The organism is Streptomyces sp. NPDC007095, from assembly GCF_040634475.1.
In the GTDB taxonomy this organism is placed as follows: Bacteria; Actinomycetota; Actinomycetes; order Streptomycetales; family Streptomycetaceae; genus Streptomyces.
In genome coordinates this window covers 1-16,596 of the sequence record NZ_JBEYFS010000252.1, presented here as the reverse complement: position 1 = coordinate 16,596, position 16,596 = coordinate 1, and the positions used below count along the sequence as shown (strand labels likewise).

Genomic DNA, 16,596 nt, shown 5'->3' with positions numbered 1-16,596 from the left:
ATCACCAGGACACGGCCGCCATGCAGGGCAAGCGAGGCGGCAAGGTTGACCGTGGTCGTGGCCCAGGTAGGGACGGGTAGGGGCGGCGGGGGGAGAACAATCGGCGGCACGCCCACCACGACGGGTCGCCCTTCACCTTCTTGTCATGCTCTTGATTAACTCCGTTCAGCGAGCGGGCCACTGCGGCGTGTGAGCCTCCCGGTGTCCAAGGGGCCACCGACGCAGGGGAGTTCACCGATGACCGGAACCGTCTCGCGCGATCGACGCCGCTTTCTCACCGCCGGTGCCGCGGCCCTGGGTGCCGCCGCGGCCGGCCGGTTGTGGCTGCCCGGCACCGCCCGTGCCGCCGAACCCCCGCTGCCCGACGGGGTGTTCACCCTCGGCATCGCCTCCGGCGACCCGCTGCCTGACGCCGTGGTGCTGTGGACCAGGCTCGCCCCCGACCCGCTGAACGGCGGCGGCATGCCCGACCGCGCGGTACCGGTGGAGTGGGAGATCGCCGAGGACGCCCGTTTCAGAAGGCCGGTGCGGCGGGGCGTCGCACAGGCGCTGCCCGAGTACGGCCACAGCGTCCACGTCGACGTCCGCGGACTGCGCCCCGACCGCGCGTACTGGTACCGCTTCCGCGCCGACGGTCAGCTCTCGCCGACCGGCCGCACCCGCACCGCCCCGCACCCCCACAGCTCCGGTGGTTCGCTGCGCGTCGCGCTCGCCTCCTGCCAGAACTGGCAGAACGGCTACTTCACCCCGTACGCCGACATGCTCGCCCAGGACCCCGACTTCGTGCTCTTCGTCGGCGACTACATCTACGAGTCCGCGCCGTCGGCGACGGCCGTCCGCCGGCACGAGGGTGGCGGGGAGCCGTACACCCTCGTCCAGTACCGCAACCGCTACGCGCAGTACCGCACCGATCCGCACCTCATGGCGATGCACGCCGCCGCGCCCTGGGTGGTCACCTTCGACGACCACGAGGTCGACAACGACTTCGCCGGGGAGATCCCGCAGGACCCGGCCAAGCAGTCGCACGACGCGTTCGTGGCCCGGCTGACCGCCGCCTACCAGGCGTACTACGAGCACATGCCGGTCCGGGCGACCGCGGTGCCGAACGGCCCGCACATCCGGATGCACCGACGGCTCGACTTCGGCCGGCTGGTCCGGCTGAACGTCCTGGACACCCGGCAGTTCCGCAGTGACCAGGCGACCACCCGGGCGGGCGCCGAGGACCCCTCGATGACCATGCTCGGCGCCGAGCAGAGGGCCTGGCTGCTGCGCGGGCTGCACCACTCACCGACGCGCTGGAACCTGATCGCCTCGCAGATCATGATGGCCGAGACCGATCTGCAGATCGGCCCCGGCAAGCTCTGGTTCTACGACGCCTGGGACGGATACCAGGCCGAACGCAACGCGCTCATGGGGGAGTTGGCCACCGTGCGCAACCCCGTCGTGCTGACCGGGGACCGTCACCTCACCATGATCAGCGACCTCAAGAAGGACTTCGCCGACCCGGAGTCCGACGTCGTCGGCGCCGAGTTCGTCGGGACCTCCATCTCCAGCGGCGGCGACCAGGACCAGGTGGCCTTCCACAACGAGTGGGACCCGCGGATGCCGGACAACCCGCACTGGAAGTTCATCGACGCCCACCGCGGCTACCACCTCTTCGACATCCGGCGTGAGGGCATCGACGCCACCGTCCGCGCCCCGGAGACCGTGCTGCGGCCGGACGCCGCGTCCAGCACGCTGGCCCGGCTGCGGGTCGAGGCGGGGAATCCGGGCGTACGTCTGGTCTGAGCGGCGTTGTTCTGGGACTCACAGGACTCACAGGACTCACGGGGCTCACAGAACTCTGGGGCTCACAGAACTCTGGGACTCACAGGACTCATGAGACTCACAGAACTCGTGGGAACCCTGGGACTCATGTGAGTCCCAGGACATTCTCAGGTAAGGCTCAGGTAAGAGATTTAACCTCCCTTGACCATGGAGACCGACTGTACGCATCACGACTCGGCGTCCCCTGAGGCGGAGACCGGCGAAACCGCCCCGAAGAGCGCCCCCACGCCGCTGCCCCCCGGCACCCGGCTGCTGCACATCGGCCCGCACAAGACCGGGACCACGTCGATCCAGGGCGCCCTGTTCGCCGCGAAGGACGCGATGGCCGGGCGCGGCGTCGACTTTCCGGCCCACAGCAGGCACCCGATGGAAGCCGCCCTCGCGGTCTGCGCCCGGCCCGGGATGATGGGCGACGCCAAGCCCACCGAGGGGCACTGGAAGCGGCTCGTCGACGCGGTGCACGCCACCGGCAGGCGCACCTCGGTGGTCAGCAGCGAGTTCTTCGCCGACGCGCCCGACGACGAGGCCATCGCCCGGATCGTCGACGACCTCGGCCGGGGCCAGGGCCGGGGCCAGGGCCGAGTCCATGTCCTGGTCACCCTGCGACCGCTGTGGAAGATCATGCCCTCGCAGTGGCAGCAGTACGTGCAGAACGGTCTGCGCATGGGCTACGAGGACTGGCTCGAACACATGCTGCGCAAGGCCCCGTACGAGAAGCCCAATCCGAGCTTCTGGCGCCGCCACCGCCACGACCGGCTCGTCGAGCGCTGGGTACGGGTCGTCGGCGCCGAGAACGTCACCGTCGTGGTGGTAGACGACCGCGACCGCGACGGTCTGATGCGCACCTTCGAATCCCTCCTCGGTCTGCCCGACGGTCTCCTGGTGCCGGTGCCGGTGCCGGACACGGTCAATCGCTCGCTCACACTCGCCGAGACCGAAATGCTGCGGAAACTCAATATGGAGTTCCGCGGCAATGGACTGCCCGACGAGGTGTATTCCAAGATGGTGCGGGGCGGCGCCGTCATGCATATGAAGAACGCCTGTCGCCCGGCCCCGGACGACGCGCGGATCACCACGCCGCGCTGGGCACTGGAGGCGGCCGCCGGTATCGGCGCGGAGACGGCCGAGCGGATCGCCGCCATGGGTGTACGGGTGCTCGGTGACCCGGCGTCGCTGTCCGTCGTACCCAGCGTCGCGAGCGCCGAGGAGACGGGGCCGCCGCGGATCGATCCCGAGGTGGCGGCCCACGCGCTGTACGGGGCGCTCGCCGTGGCTGCCGCGGCTCCCGCGCATCCCGCCGTCCCCGCGCGCTCGGTTCACCAGACCTCGTCCAAGGAACTCGTGCGGGTTCTCGGGCACCGGGTCCTCAAGCGTCTGAAGCGGGAGTGAAGAGCGCACGTAAAACGTGTGCAGTTACTCACAGCAAATCCGGACAATACGGTTCTGGATCTCGGGAGTCACCTGCATGCAAGGTGAATAGCCGGTTGCGCGCGCATAAGCAGCAGAGGGCGCTCACCTTGCATGGCAGTAACGGAAAGTGGGAGCATTCCGAAGTTCCCTGTCGCCCCAAGGTAGGTCACCTGTGTCTGAGCACTTTGCCAAGCCCCGTACCACCGCAGTGATCCTGGCCGGCGGCACCGGTCAGCGCGTGGGTCTGTCGATTCCGAAGCAGCTGCTGAAGATCGCAGGCAAGGCGGTCATCGAGCACACGCTGACCACCTTCGAACAGGCCGAGTCGATCGACGACATCATCGTGCTGATGGCTCCCGGCTATGTGCCGGACGTCGAGAAGATCGTCGCGAAGGCGGGGCTGAAGAAGGTCACCAAGGTGATCGAGGGCGGCTCGACGCGGAACGAGACCACCGAGCGCGCGATCGCCGCGCTCGGCGAGGGTCTGGCCGAGGGCGAGGACGCCAACGTCCTCTTCCACGACGCCGTGCGCCCGCTGCTGTCCGAGCGCGTCATAGACGACTGCGTCACGGCCCTGGAGCGTTACCAGGCCGTCGACGTCGCCATCCCCTCCGCGGACACGATCATCGTGACCCGCACCCACGGCGAGGACGGCGAGTTCATCACCGAGATCCCGGACCGCTCCCGGCTGCGCCGCGGCCAGACGCCCCAGGCGTTCAAGCTGTCCACGATCCGCCGCGCCTACGAGGTCGCGGCAGGTGACCCCAACTTCCAGGCCACCGACGACTGCTCGGTGGTCCTCAAGTACCTGCCGGACGTGCCGATCCACGTCGTCGCGGGCGACGAGTACAACATGAAGGTCACCCAGCCCGTCGACGTCTTCATCGCCGACAAGCTCTTCCAGCTGGCCTCCACCGCCGCCCCCGAGCAGGCCGACGAGGCCGCCTACCGCGAGCTGCTCAGCGGCAAGACCGTGGTGGTCTTCGGCGGTTCGTACGGCATCGGCAAGGACATAGCCGAACTCGCCGAGGGCTACGGCGCGACGACCTACGCGCTCGGCCGCTCGACCACCGGCACCCACGTCGAGAACCCGGAGGAGGTCGACGACGCGCTGTCCACGGCGTACGCCGAGACCGGGCGCATCGACTACGTCATCAACACCGCCGGGGTGCTGCGCATAGGCAAGCTCGCGGAGACGGACAACGCGACGATCGAGGAAGCGCTGAAGGTCAACTACCTGGCCCCGGTGCAGATCGCCCGCTCCGCGTACAAGTACCTCGCCGAGACCAACGGCCAGCTGCTGCTCTACACCTCCAGCAGCTACACCCGCGGCCGCGCCGAGTACAGCCTCTACTCCTCCACCAAGGCCGCCATGGTGAACCTCACCCAGGCGCTGTCCGACGAGTGGGCCGGCGACGGCATCCGCGTCAACTGCATCAACCCCGAGCGCACCGCGACCCCGATGCGCACCAAGGCCTTCGGCCAGGAGCCCGCGGGCTCGCTGCTTTCCTCCGAGGCGGTCGCGCGCACCTCGCTCGACGTCCTCCTGTCCGAAATGACCGGTCACGTCATCGACGTACGCCAGCAGGACCCGACCGCCGGCGCCGGACGAGCCTCCGGATTCGAAGCGGCGCTGGCCAGCGTGCTGGACCGTCAGGACGGCGTGGCATAATTAACACCCATTAGTTTTCTTGTAATTCAGGCCTCTGAGTCTGCGCGTTTGCCGCGTATTCACAGAGGCCTGAGTCCGTAAAATTCCCGGATTGTCCGCGATCGCCCGCAAGGCCCTTTTCGTTAATCAAGCAGTAACAAAACCGGCACACACCCCTCAAGAGCAGGTTTATCCGTGATATCCACCGCTATACGCGTTGCCCGGGTGGGCAGTGCGGCCGAGTTGGCCGCGGCGGCCCTCATGATGCTGGGCTTCCCCTGCCTGATGCTGGCCGCGCTTCTCCCGAGCGTCGGTGCCTTCGCCGCCGCGGCCGCTGTGACGTACCTGGCGGACCACTATCTGCACCGGCGCGGCAGCTATCTGATCAACCGCCTCAGCAAGGTGCGCGCCGGTCTGTCCATCAGGTTCCTGATCCGACAGCTGCTGCTGGTCCTGCTGCTCGCGCGCCTGGACCTGTCCGACAGCATGGTCTTCTACGCGGCGATCGCGTGTTTCCTCGCCTTCTACGGCTTCCAGGCCCCGCACAGCGCGCTGATCGCCATGATCCGGCTGCGCCGCAAGATGCCGGTCGCCACCCGCAACGTCGACCTGGCCTCGCGCATCCGCATCCCGGACGCACCGCCGCGCACCCTGCTCGACCGGGCCGCCGAGAAGATGCTCCACCTCGACCTGCTGGCCGTCGTCGGCGTCCTCGTCACCGGGGCCACCGACACCAATGTGTACGGCTTCGTGGGCATCGCGGCCACGCTGGTGCTGGCGTTCGTCTACGTCGTCGCGCTCGTCCCGTACATCCGCGGCAAGAAGACCCCGCCGAACGCGGACACGGTCCTGGCGGCGGTGGACGGCTGGCTGGGCGAGTACCGCCCGGAGACGGTGCTGTACTTCTCGGGCTCCAAGGACTCGGCGTACCAGGTCAACATGTGGCTGGAGACGATGGAGCAGCTGGACACCCGGCCGCTGATCATCCTGCGCGAGCGCGCCATCCTGGAGCGCATGGCGCCCACCACGGTGCCGGTCATCTGCGTGCCCGGAGGGGTGCACCTGATGAACATGGACCTGTCCACGGTGCGCGTCGCGCTGTACGCGGCGAACGTCGGCAAGAACATCCACATGCTGCGCGTGCCGACCATGAAGCACGTCTTCATCGGCCATGGCGACAGCGACAAGCTGGCCAGCGTCAACCCGTTCAGCAAGGCGTACGACGAGGTGTGGACCGCCGGCCGCGCGGGCCGCGACCGATACGCCATCGCCGACGTCGGAGTCCGCGACGACGACATAGCGGAGGTCGGCCGCCCGCAGCTCGCCCCGATCCAGACCTGGCAGGGCGTGCCCGAGGGACGTATCCCCACGATCCTGTACGCCCCCACCTGGGAGGGCTGGGACGACAACCCGGGCAACACCTCGATCCTGCTGGCGGGCGCCAACATCGTGCGCGCGCTGCTGAAGGCCGAGCAGCCGGTCCGCGTCCTCTACAAGCCGCACCCGTTCACCGGCACCCGCAGCCCGCAGGCCAAGACCGCGCACGAGAAGATCGTCGCGCTGGTCGAGAAGGCGGCCGCCGAGCGCGCCGCCGACCCGCGCTTCACCGTCGACGCGACGGCCCAGTCCGCGGCCAAGGCGGAGCTGGCCCGCATCGAGGCCCGCATCGAGAAGCTGACCGGTGTCACCGAGAGCGGTGACGAGGCCGAGGCCACCCGCGACGGCCTGGTCGACACGGCCGCGCACGCCGAGGTCGCCCTGCTGCGCGCCGAGTGGAACGACGCCTACTGGCGCTCCTTCGGCAGCTGGGAGCACCGGGTCATCACGGGTGCCGAGCCGCGGCTGTACGACTGCTTCAACGTCTCCGACGCGATGGTCTCCGACATCTCGTCCGTGGTCTCCGACTTCATCGCGAGCGGCAAGCCGTACGCGGTCACGGATTCCGCGGAGCTGGGCGTCGAGGAGTTCAAGCGACAGAACACCGCGGTGCGTGCCGCCGTGATCCTGTCGAACTCGGCGAGTGAGCTGGGCGAGCTGCTCGCCGAGGTCACCGACCCGTCCGCGGACGCGCTCGCCGCCGACCGCCGGGAGCTGAAGGAGTACCTGCTCGGCCCCGACGAGCCGGCGTCGATCGACCAGTTCAACACCGCGGTGCGCGACCTCGCGAAGAAGTCCCGGGCGCGCAACCTCGGTCAGGAGACCGGTGCGTCGGCCGCCGCCGTGGAGCTGGCGAACGGAGTTCCCGGGCAGCGGAAGGCCTCGGCGGACGAGACGGGCGGCGCGGCCGTCAAGGGCTGATCCACCTCTCCGAGCAGTCACCTCTCCGAGCAGTCAGCGAAAGGGTCCGGCCCCGAGGAGCATCCTCGGGCCCGGACCCTTTCCCGTTCCCCATAAACCTGTGAACCGCATCACATTTGGGGTCCGGCGAGGCAACCTCTTCGTGCTTTCAACCGTCTTTGAGGTAGCCCTTGAGCTGATACGGGGGAAATGTTCGGATGACAATGGAGAAACGTGACCGTGACGCAGCCTGATGTGAGCGTGATCATCGGGGCGTACGAGGCCATGCCCTACCTGGTCAAGTGCCTGGAGTCGGTCGAGGCCCAGACACTCGACCCCGCTCGTATCGAGGTCATCGCCGTCGACGACGGGTCGAAGGACGGCACCGGCGAGTACCTCGAGGAGTTCGCGGAGCGTGCGGCCATGGCCGTCACGGTGATCCGGCAGGCCAACTCCGGCGGCCCCAGCGGACCGCGCAACGTCGGCCTCGACAAGGCCCGCGGCCGGTACGTCTTCTTCCTCGACGCCGACGACTACTTCGGCCCCGAGGCCCTGGAGCGCATGGTCGCCATGGCCGACGAGCACGGCACGGACGTCGTGCTCGGCAAGGTCATCGGCGTCAACCGCAACGCCCCCAAGTCGATGTGGGGCAAGAACCAGCCCCGCACGGACGTCTTCTCCTCGCAGATCAAGTTCACGCTCAGCGCGCAGAAGCTCTTCCGGCGCGAGCTGCTCACCCGGCACGACATGCACTTCGACGAGTCGCTGAAGACCGGCGAGGACGCCCTCTTCACCATGGAGGCCTACCTCCGCGCCGACGGCGTCTCCGTGGTCGCCGACTACGACTGCTACTACCTCGTCGGCCGCGACGACGGAAAGCACGTCACCAAGAGCGGCAGCTACACCCTGCGCTTCGACTCCGCCCGCGCCCTGATGGGCCTGATCGCCGAGCACGTGCCCGCGGGCAAGCGCCGCGACGGCCTGATGGTCCGCCCCTTCCTCGTCACGCTGCTGCCGCAGTTCGGCCCCGTCTTCCTCAGAGACGACGAGGAGGTCAGACAGAACAAGCTCGTGCTGGCCAAGCCGCTGATCGACGCGTACTGGACCGAGGGGGTCGCGAACCGCCTCAAGGTCAACGAGCGGCTCCGGGTGAACCTCGCCGGTCAGGGCCGGGGCGACCTGCTGGTGGACGTCCTGGACTTCATCAAGAAGAAGAAGGCGCCCACCCTCCACGTGGACCCGCGCAGCCGCAAGGCCTACCTGGCCTACCCGCACTTCCGGGACAAGTCGGCGCCGCTCCCGGACAGCTGGTTCATCCCGACCTCCCGCGAGACGGTCACCATCGAGAGCTTCAAGTTCGCCCCCGCCGCCCACTTCCCGGGCATGCGCACCGCCCGCAAGATGGCGCGCAAGGTCCTCGGACCGCGCCGCGCGGGCTGACGAAGACGCCCGTTCCGCGGCCCGGAGGGCTATGGAACGGGCGTTCGGTGAACCGCCTGGCCATCAAGGGCCGCCTATGAGGGCTTGCTCAAGGCCCGTGAGGGCTTGCTCAAGGCCGGTGGGGTCTGGTCAAGGCCGGTGGGGTGTGGCCAAGGTCAGCAAGGGCTACTGGCGACCCGACTGCAGAGCCTTCCGCAGCGGGCGCCCCACCGCTCGCCGGGCCATGCGATAGACGGAGCGCTGCGGCGCAGTCGCCGCGGCCGCCGGCTTCACGGCGGTCTTGCGGGCCTTGTCGAGTTCGCGCTTGAGCTTCGCGTTGTCCGTGGACAGTTCGCCGATACGGGTCTGGAGCCAGCCGAACCTGCTGGTCAGCGAGGCGACGTCGGCGTCGTTCCAGGGGCGGACGCCGGCCGGGAAGGAGAGCGAGCGCAGCCGCTTCTCATGGGCCGCGCCCCCGTCGCCGTGCGTGAACGTGTTCTCCAGGCCGTTGCGCTCAAGGAAGCCCATGAAGCGGTCGAAGCGCTCCTGGTGGCCGCCCGTGAGCGCGCCGAAGTCCGCCTCCGCGTACAGCTCGGCCGGGTCGAGGTCCTCCGGCAGCGCGTTGATCCTGCGGTGCGGGATGCCGAAGTAGCGGCACAGCTCCAGGGTGCGCGAGTCGCCGCAGAGCACGGTCGCGGGCGTACCGGCCAGCAGCGCCGCGATATTGCCGTGGATGCGGGAGCCGAACGAGAAGTCGAAGTCCCGCAGGTCGTCGATCCAGGTCACGGGGTCGACGTACACACGGACCTTGTCCTCGCGGTACATCGGGTGATCCGGGTGCGTGGGCATCGCGGTGACGGAACCGTTCGGATCCGACAGGTCGCGCCAGTGCAGCTGGCGGGCGTCGCTGAGGTTCTGTCCGACGAACCGCAGGTGGGGATAGCGGGCGTGCGCCCGGCGGATGACCCGGTCCAGGCCCTGCGACTTCACCGCGCTGTGCGAGCCGTTGATCGCGACCCGGGACTCGGGACCGAGCGCGGGCGCGTTCTTGCGTACGTCGAGCTCCCTGCCGTACATGAACATCGACGGGCAGCCGATGACCTCGACGTCACGGAAGCCCATGTCCTTCAGGTACCGCTCGGTGAACTCGCCGCGCACCCCGATGGACGCGCTGCGCTCGAGCACCGCGGTGACGAACTCCCGGACGGCCGGTTCCATGGGCTTCAGCCTGGCCGGGTTGTAGTCCAGACCGGTCTGCGCGCCGATGCCCGGTACGACCACCGGGATCTTCAGCTTGCTGATGAGCTGCGTCAGCCGCCTGAGCTGGGGCTCGAACGAGGGCCGGAACGCGTTGGCCAGCGGAACGACGAAGGCGTCGTACTCCTCGTTGATGCGGCCCGCGGCGGCGACGTTGGTACGGATGCCGTTCGACACGACCTCGGCGCGAGGTGTCTCGAGGATCTTGTGCGCGGCGTCGCTGAAGATCAGGTTTCCCGCGTTGGTGGCGATGACGTCCTGATGGAGAGCCTGCTCCACAGGGACGACGTCGTACGGGCTCTTCCCTGATCTCAGGAGTATGCGCTTCACCGGATGAACATTAGATGCCACGTTGGTCAACTTATCTTTGCGTCATCTTTAAGTTCTATGAGGAACCCGCACAACCTTTTTTGCATACGCGGGACGTGATCGAGCGGCTACGCCGCGGTGATCATGGGGGCGGGGTGCCGTCCGCAGGCTGGACCGGCGGGCGCCACCCCCGCCCCTTCGCGTAGATTGCCGGGCGGGACCGACGCGAGGGGACACACCGCAGGTGGCAGGGCAGGTGACTGGGCACATGGCAGGCCAGGTGGCAAGGGCGAGGCAGGCCGTGGCCGGGGCACACAGGATCGTCGTCAAGGTGGGTTCCTCGTCGCTGACCACGGCCGCGGGCGGACTCGACGCGGACCGTGTCGACGCGCTCGTCGACGTCCTCTCCAAGCACCGCAGCGGCGGCGAGAAGGAGATCGTCCTCGTCTCGTCCGGTGCCATCGCGGCCGGCCTCGCCCCGCTCGGGCTGCGCCGCCGCCCCAAGGACCTGGCCCGGCAGCAGGCCGCCGCCAGCGTGGGCCAGGGCCTCCTGGTCGCCCGCTACACCGCCTCCTGCGCCCGCCACGGCATCCGTGTCGGCCAGGTGCTCCTCACCTCCGACGACACCAGCCGGCGTGCCCACCACCGCAACGCCGCCCGCACCCTCGACAAGCTCCTCGCGATGGGCGCCCTGCCGGTCGTCAACGAGAACGACACCGTCGCCACGGACGAGATCCGCTTCGGCGACAACGACCGGCTCGCCGCGCTCGTCGCCCACCTCGTACGGGCCGACCTGCTGGTCCTGCTCTCCGACGTGGACGGCGTGTACGACGGCGACCCCAGCAAGCCGGGCACCTCGCGGATAGCGGAGGTCCGCGAGCCGCGGGACCTCGCGCACGTCGACATCGGCAGCGCGGGCAAGGCGGGCGTCGGCACCGGCGGCATGGTCACCAAGGTCGAGGCGGCCCGGATCGCGGCGGCCGCGGGCATCCCCGTGGTGCTCACCTCCGCCGTACACGCCGCCGAGGCCCTCGCGGGCGGGGACACAGGCACGTACTTCCACCCCACCGGCAAGCGCTCCGCCGACCGGCTGCTGTGGCTGCAGCACGCCTCGACCCCGCAGGGCGCGCTCGTCCTGGACGACGGGGCCGTGCGCGCCGTCGTCGACCGGCGCACCTCGCTGCTGCCGGCGGGTATCGCGGCAGTCGAGGGCGACTTCACCGCGGGCGACCCCGTCGAGCTGCGTGACGGCGCGGGGCGGGCGGTCGCACGGGGCCTGGTGAACTTCGACGCCAAGGAGATCCCCCAGCTCATCGGGCGCTCGACCCGCGAGCTGGCCCGCGAGCTGGGCCCGGAGTACGAGCGCGAGGTCGTACACAGGGACGACCTCGTGCTCCTGCATCCGTAAGACGCCCGTTCCGCACGACCTCCGAAACAGCTGTCCAGTACACCCGTAAAAGGCCGATTCCGAGGCCCCCGCCGGGGGACGTTGTGTAAAAGCGCCACACGGCGGCTCCCCACCTGCTCAACTTTGTTGCGGGGAGACCCCGATGCAGCCCGATGCAGTACGACCGACCATTGCGGACCATTGCGGACCATTGCGAACCATTGCGAAAAGGAGGCCGTCGTGAGACGAGTGCGCCCTGGGGCGGCGGCGTCCCGCGGCGGTGCCGCCTCCCGGGCGGGTGGTCCGGCTTCCCGCGCGGCGGGCGAGGAGCGGGCCCTGACGAGTGTCGCGGCCGGTGACACCTACCAGGGCGAGAAGCCGGCCGGCCAGCCCCGGCTGTGGCACGTCACGCTGAGCGTCTCAGGCGGCGAGGCCCCGCTGAAGGAGGTCAGGCGCGCCCTCGAACAGCTGGCCCACGACCACCCGTTTCTGCTGACCAGCCGCTACGCCAACGACCATGCGGAGATCCGCTACTGGGAAGAGGCCCGCGACCTGCACGACGCGGCGGCCGTCGCCCTGCGCCTGTGGGGTGAGCACCGCCAGACCGCCAAGCTCCCGCCCTGGGAGATCGTCGGCCTGGAGGTCATCGACCGCGAGACGTACCACCAGCGGATCTCGGAGGGGTATGGGCCACTTCCGGCCACTCCGGTCGGAGTCCATCCCTTTTGACCCTGTCTCGGGGTGTGGGACAGCCGCTGGACGGCTCCGTCCGGCGCACTACCCTTCCGATATGACCACGCTCTCGCCGTACGACTCGATGTCCCCGGTCACCCAGGCCGCCTACCGCGCCAAGGCTGCCGCCGCCGATCTCGCACCCCTGCCGCGGGCCGAGAAGGACGACGCGCTGCTCGCGATCGCAGACGCGCTGGAGGTCCGTACGAGCGAGATCGTCGCGGCCAACGCCAAGGACATCGCGCGCGCCCGCGAGGCCGGCACCAGCGAGACCGTCATCGACCGGCTCACGCTCACGCCCGAGCGCGTGCGTGCCATCGCCTCGGACGTGCGGGACGTCGTCTCGCTGCCCGACCCGGTCGGCGAGGTCGTGCGCGGCTCGACCCTTCCGAACGGCATCGACCTGCGCCAGGTCCGCGTCCCGCTCGGCGTCGTCGGGATCATCTACGAGGCCCGCCCGAACGTCACCGTCGACGCGGCCGCCCTCTGCCTGAAGTCCGGCAACGCCGTCCTGCTGCGCGGTTCCTCCTCGGCCTTCGAGTCGAACACCGCCCTCGTCCGCGTCCTGCGCGACGCCGTGGGCGGCGCCGGGCTCCCCGCCGACGCCATCCAGCTGGTGCCCGGCGAGAGCCGCGAGTCCGTGCGCGAGCTGATGCGCGCCCGCGGCCTGGTCGATGTCCTCATCCCGCGCGGTGGCGCCTCGCTGATCCGCACGGTCGTCCAGGAGTCCACCGTCCCCGTCATCGAGACCGGCACGGGCAACTGCCATGTGTACGTCGACGCGAACGCCGACCTCGACATGGCGATCGACATCCTGATCAACTCCAAGGCGCAGCGGCCCAGCGTCTGCAACTCCGCCGAGACGCTCCTCGTGCACCAGGACATCGCCCCCGAGTTCCTGCCGCGCGCCCTGGACGCCCTCGCGGACGCCGGGGTCACCGTGCACGCCGACGAGCGCGTCCTCGCCTACGCCAAGGACTCCAAGGCCACCGTCGTCGAGGCCACGCCCGAGGACTGGGAGACCGAATACCTCTCGTACGACATCGCCGCCGCCGTCGTCGACTCGCTCGACCGGGCCGTCGAACACATCCGCCTGTGGACCTCCGGCCACACCGAGGCCATCGTCACCACCTCGCAGCAGGCCGCTCGCCGCTTCACCCAACTGGTGGACTCCACCACGGTCGCCGTGAACGCCTCGACCCGCTTCACCGACGGCGGCCAGTTCGGCTTCGGCGCCGAGATCGGCATCTCCACGCAGAAGCTGCACGCGCGGGGGCCGATGGGGCTGCCGGAGCTGACGAGCACCAAGTACATCGTCACGGGTGACGGACACATCCGGCGCTGAGTCCGCGCTCCGCGTGAGCCGCGTCTCGTCAGGCGGATGAATTTCCATACCGTCTGCCCAAAATGACCCCCCAGGTCTACTCTGGATCCGTGCCGGAGGACGTGGGGGGCACGCCGTTCCCTGACGGCTGGGAGCCCGACGACGACCGCGACCGCGGGGGTGCGGACGAAGAGTTCGCCGCCGTGGTCTTCGACGAGGACTTCGTACGTGCGGCGGTGATCCATGAGCCGACCGCCGTCGAACGCCTCCTAGCAGCCGCGCAGGCCCGCGCGGAGGCCTCAGAGGCCGAGGCGCGCCGGGCGCACTCCCGGGGTGCCCGCGGCGACGACGAGCGCTACGAGGACGGGTTCGGGCCGGACGGCCCTGGCGATTACGGCCATGACCCGGACCTGGACGACCTCGACGACACCGAGATCCTCGAAGGCCGCTACGGAGCGCCGGGCTCGTACGGCAGATATGGCAGGGCCTACGGGAAGCAGGCCCGCTGGCACCGCCCCGTCGCCTGGGTGCTCGCCCTGGTGATGGGCGTCGGCATGGTCGCCCTGGCCTTCACAGCGGTCTACCGGGGGGCCTCCTCGGGCCGCCAGGACCAAGTTCCGTCACCCGCGTCCACGGGCCTCGAACAAGGCCAGGACAAGGTCACCGGCACCGGCCCCTCCGCTTCGGCCGACTACTCCCACCCGGCCGTGTCGGCGTTCCCCCGAACGCCCTGACAGCCAAGGCGCCCGCGCCGCCCCTGAGGCCATTCGAACACCCTGGCGATCCCGGCGATGCCTGGCGATCCTGGTGAGAACCTGTCAGAAGTTGTCGTGTACCACGGCGTTTACCTGAGCCCCCGGAGACCTACCCTGAAGGTATGGGCGGGCCTGGAGACCCACCTGAGGGGACACCCGAGGGCGCTCCCGCTGGTGGAGAGGACGAATACCGATCCGTCGTCTTCGACGAGTCGTTCGTCCGTGCTGCCCGCCTCCAGGAGTTCTCCGCGCAGGAGCGGATGGCCGACCACGCCCCGGCCGTACGCCGCCGCCCCACCCTCCAGCGCGGTCTGCCACGGCAGGCGCTGATACTGGTCCTGCTGATCGCCGTCGCCTTCGGCACCGCGATCTACATGGGCGTGCGGCACCCGTACCAGACCCCGGCCGCCCAGTCCCCCGAACCGCTGCGGATGACCGTCATACCCCTCGCGCCCCAGACCGCCGTGCCGGGGGCCGCGAGCGCCGAGGAGCTGTACGCGCACAGCCCGGCCGCCCAGTTCGCCGTCGGTGCCGACGGCATCGCGCTGCCCGCCTACCGGCGCACCGCGCACTTCTCCGACAGCCAGGTCGTGGCCGCCCTGACCACTGCCAAGGACTACCTCGTGAAGTCCTCGCTCGACCCGGAGGTGCTCAGGGGCGTCACCAACCGGCCCGTGCGGATCCTGCTCGCCCCACAGCAGCTCGACCAGTTCGACCAGAGCTTCGACCACCCGGCCGCCGACGGCCGGCACGCGCCCACCGGCTGGCTGGTCCGCTTCGACCCCACCCGCGCCCAGCTCGCCGACTCCAGGATCAGGGTGCAGGGCACCCTTCAGGCCGCCGAGTTCGACTCCAGCACCCTTGAGGTCGTCGCCGACCACACCTTCGTGTACGCCCTGAAGCCGGCCGGCTCGGACCCCAAGGCGAAGGCCTCGCTGTTCACCGTCCGGCGCGAGCTGCAGTTCCGCTTCGACCGCGACGACCTGCGCATGCACCAGGCCGAGCTGGTCGTCTCCTACGTCCAGGCCGGGCCGCTCGCCTGCTCCGAGGACTCGGTGACCCATCTGCACCCGCTGCTCGCCGGCCAGACGGCGAAGGCGGGCGGCCCGGCAGGCACCGACCCGTATGCGACGGGCAGCGCGACGGCACTGTGCGGCTCACTGGCGACGAGCTCGCAGCCCAAGGTCTGACAGCCGAAGGTCTGACAGCCGAAGGTCCGACAGCCGAAGGTCTGACAGCCCAGGTCTGACAGCCGAAGGTCCGACAGCAGCCGAGGTTCTGCCGGCCGAGGGTCTGACCGTGACCGTCGCGTCCCCGGTTCCCGTGCGCGTCAGTCGTCGTCCTCGGGGGTGCTGTCCCGGGGCGGCTGGTCCTTCGGCGAGGTCCGGTCCTCGGGGGCGGTCCGGTCGTTGGGGGCGGTCTGGTCCTTCGGAGTGCCGCCGGCGAAGCCCCCGAACCCGCGCCGCACCCGCCCGCCGAGGTCACCCGCGCCCCCCGCGATGTCGCTGACCAGTTTCATCAGCGGGTCCTTGGAGTTCTTGACGTCCGTGGCGTAGCTCGCCGCCGACTGCCGGAAGGAGTCCGAGACCGAGGTCTCCTTGTCCTCGGTGCGCCGCGGATAGTGACCGTCCATGATCCGCTGGTAGTCGCGGGACTCGGCCCACTTCTTCAGCTCGGCGGCCCGCACGGTGGTGAAGGGGTGCGTGCGGGGGAGGGTGTTGAGGATCTTGAGCACGGAGTCGCGCAGGTCGCCCCCGGCTTCGTACTCCTCGGCCTGCTCGAGGAACGCGTCCACGTTCATCTCGTGCAGGTGATTGCCTCCCGCGAGCTTCATCAGGCCGCGCATCGAGGCCTTCAGGTCCTGCCCGACGAGGAGCCCCGCCCGGTCGGCCGACAGCTCCGACTTGCGGAACCACTCGCGCAGCGCGGTCACGATCGCCATGATCGCGATGTTGCCCAGGGGGATCCAGGCCACCCGGAGCGCCAGATTGGTCAGGAAGAGCAGGATCGTGCGGTAGACGGCGTGGCCGGAGAGCGCGTGGCCGACCTCGTGCCCGACGACGGCCCGCATCTCCTCCTCGTCCAGCAGCTCGACGAGCCCGGTCGTCACGACGATGATCGGCTCGTCCAGGCCGATGCACATCGCGTTCGGCTGCGGGTCCTGGGCGACGTACATCGGCGGGACCTTCTCCAGGTCCAGGATGTGGCAGGCGTCCCGCAGCATGGTGTTGAGGTGCGCGAACTGTGC

Annotated in this window: 12 protein-coding genes; 10 read left to right on the top strand and 2 right to left on the bottom strand. The window is 69.6% G+C overall.

All coding sequences use genetic code 11. From position 1 onward, the window contains the following. Nucleotides 1–237 precede the first annotated feature (237 nt). From ABZ656_RS48970 to ABZ656_RS48950, 5 genes are all read left to right on the top strand, one after another. Nucleotides 238–1,788: an alkaline phosphatase D family protein gene (locus ABZ656_RS48970; RefSeq protein ID WP_360277895.1), complete on the top strand. Its 1,551-nt coding sequence runs from the start codon at nt 238–240 to the stop codon at nt 1,786–1,788. 186 nt (nt 1,789–1,974) lie between these two features. After that, nucleotides 1,975–3,216 carry a hypothetical protein gene (locus ABZ656_RS48965; protein ID WP_360277892.1) on the top strand — a complete coding sequence of 414 codons (1,242 nt, stop codon included), beginning with the start codon at nt 1,975–1,977 and terminating at the stop codon, nt 3,214–3,216. A 193-nt stretch (nt 3,217–3,409) separates the two neighbouring features. Next, a complete protein-coding gene (locus ABZ656_RS48960) occupies nt 3,410–4,909 on the top strand; it encodes a bifunctional cytidylyltransferase/SDR family oxidoreductase (protein WP_101405195.1) in 1,500 nt (499 codons plus the stop codon). 174 nt (nt 4,910–5,083) lie between these two features. Then, on the top strand, nt 5,084–7,186 hold the full coding sequence (locus ABZ656_RS48955; protein ID WP_360277889.1) for a hypothetical protein: 2,103 nt from the start codon (nt 5,084–5,086) through the stop codon (nt 7,184–7,186). A 213-nt stretch (nt 7,187–7,399) separates the two neighbouring features. Beyond that, entirely contained in the window at nt 7,400–8,605 is a 1,206-nt protein-coding gene (locus ABZ656_RS48950) for a glycosyltransferase family 2 protein (RefSeq protein WP_101405197.1), read from the top strand. A 165-nt stretch (nt 8,606–8,770) separates the two neighbouring features. Here ABZ656_RS48950 and ABZ656_RS48945 read toward each other — a convergent pair whose 3' ends face one another. After that, nucleotides 8,771–10,171, bottom strand: a complete 1,401-nt coding sequence (locus ABZ656_RS48945; RefSeq protein WP_360277886.1) for a polysaccharide pyruvyl transferase family protein — start codon at nt 10,169–10,171, stop codon at nt 8,771–8,773. Nucleotides 10,172–10,451: 280 nt separating this feature from the next. Here ABZ656_RS48945 and proB point away from each other — a divergent pair, with 280 nt between their 5' ends. The 5 genes from proB to ABZ656_RS48920 all read left to right on the top strand — a co-directional run bounded on the left by proB (nt 10,452) and on the right by ABZ656_RS48920 (nt 15,538). After that, on the top strand, nt 10,452–11,558 hold the full coding sequence (gene proB / locus ABZ656_RS48940; RefSeq protein ID WP_101405199.1) for a glutamate 5-kinase: 1,107 nt from the start codon (nt 10,452–10,454) through the stop codon (nt 11,556–11,558). Nucleotides 11,559–11,777: 219 nt separating this feature from the next. Then, nucleotides 11,778–12,266, top strand: a complete 489-nt coding sequence (locus tag ABZ656_RS48935) for a hypothetical protein (protein ID WP_101405200.1) — start codon at nt 11,778–11,780, stop codon at nt 12,264–12,266. Between the two features lie 61 nt (nt 12,267–12,327). Next, nucleotides 12,328–13,614 carry a glutamate-5-semialdehyde dehydrogenase gene (locus ABZ656_RS48930; RefSeq protein WP_101405201.1) on the top strand — a complete coding sequence of 429 codons (1,287 nt, stop codon included), beginning with the start codon at nt 12,328–12,330 and terminating at the stop codon, nt 13,612–13,614. Nucleotides 13,615–13,676: 62 nt separating this feature from the next. Further along, nucleotides 13,677–14,327 (top strand): hypothetical protein, encoded by a 651-nt coding sequence (locus ABZ656_RS48925; RefSeq protein WP_101405202.1) that lies wholly within the window; start codon nt 13,677–13,679, stop codon nt 14,325–14,327. Nucleotides 14,328–14,470: 143 nt separating this feature from the next. Next, on the top strand, nt 14,471–15,538 hold the full coding sequence (locus ABZ656_RS48920; RefSeq protein ID WP_101405203.1) for a hypothetical protein: 1,068 nt from the start codon (nt 14,471–14,473) through the stop codon (nt 15,536–15,538). 140 nt (nt 15,539–15,678) lie between these two features. On the opposite strand, the gene ABZ656_RS48915 is transcribed toward ABZ656_RS48920, so the two are convergent. Then, nucleotides 15,679–16,596: M48 family metallopeptidase (locus ABZ656_RS48915; protein ID WP_360277880.1), on the bottom strand; the 918-nt coding region annotated here is incomplete at its 5' end.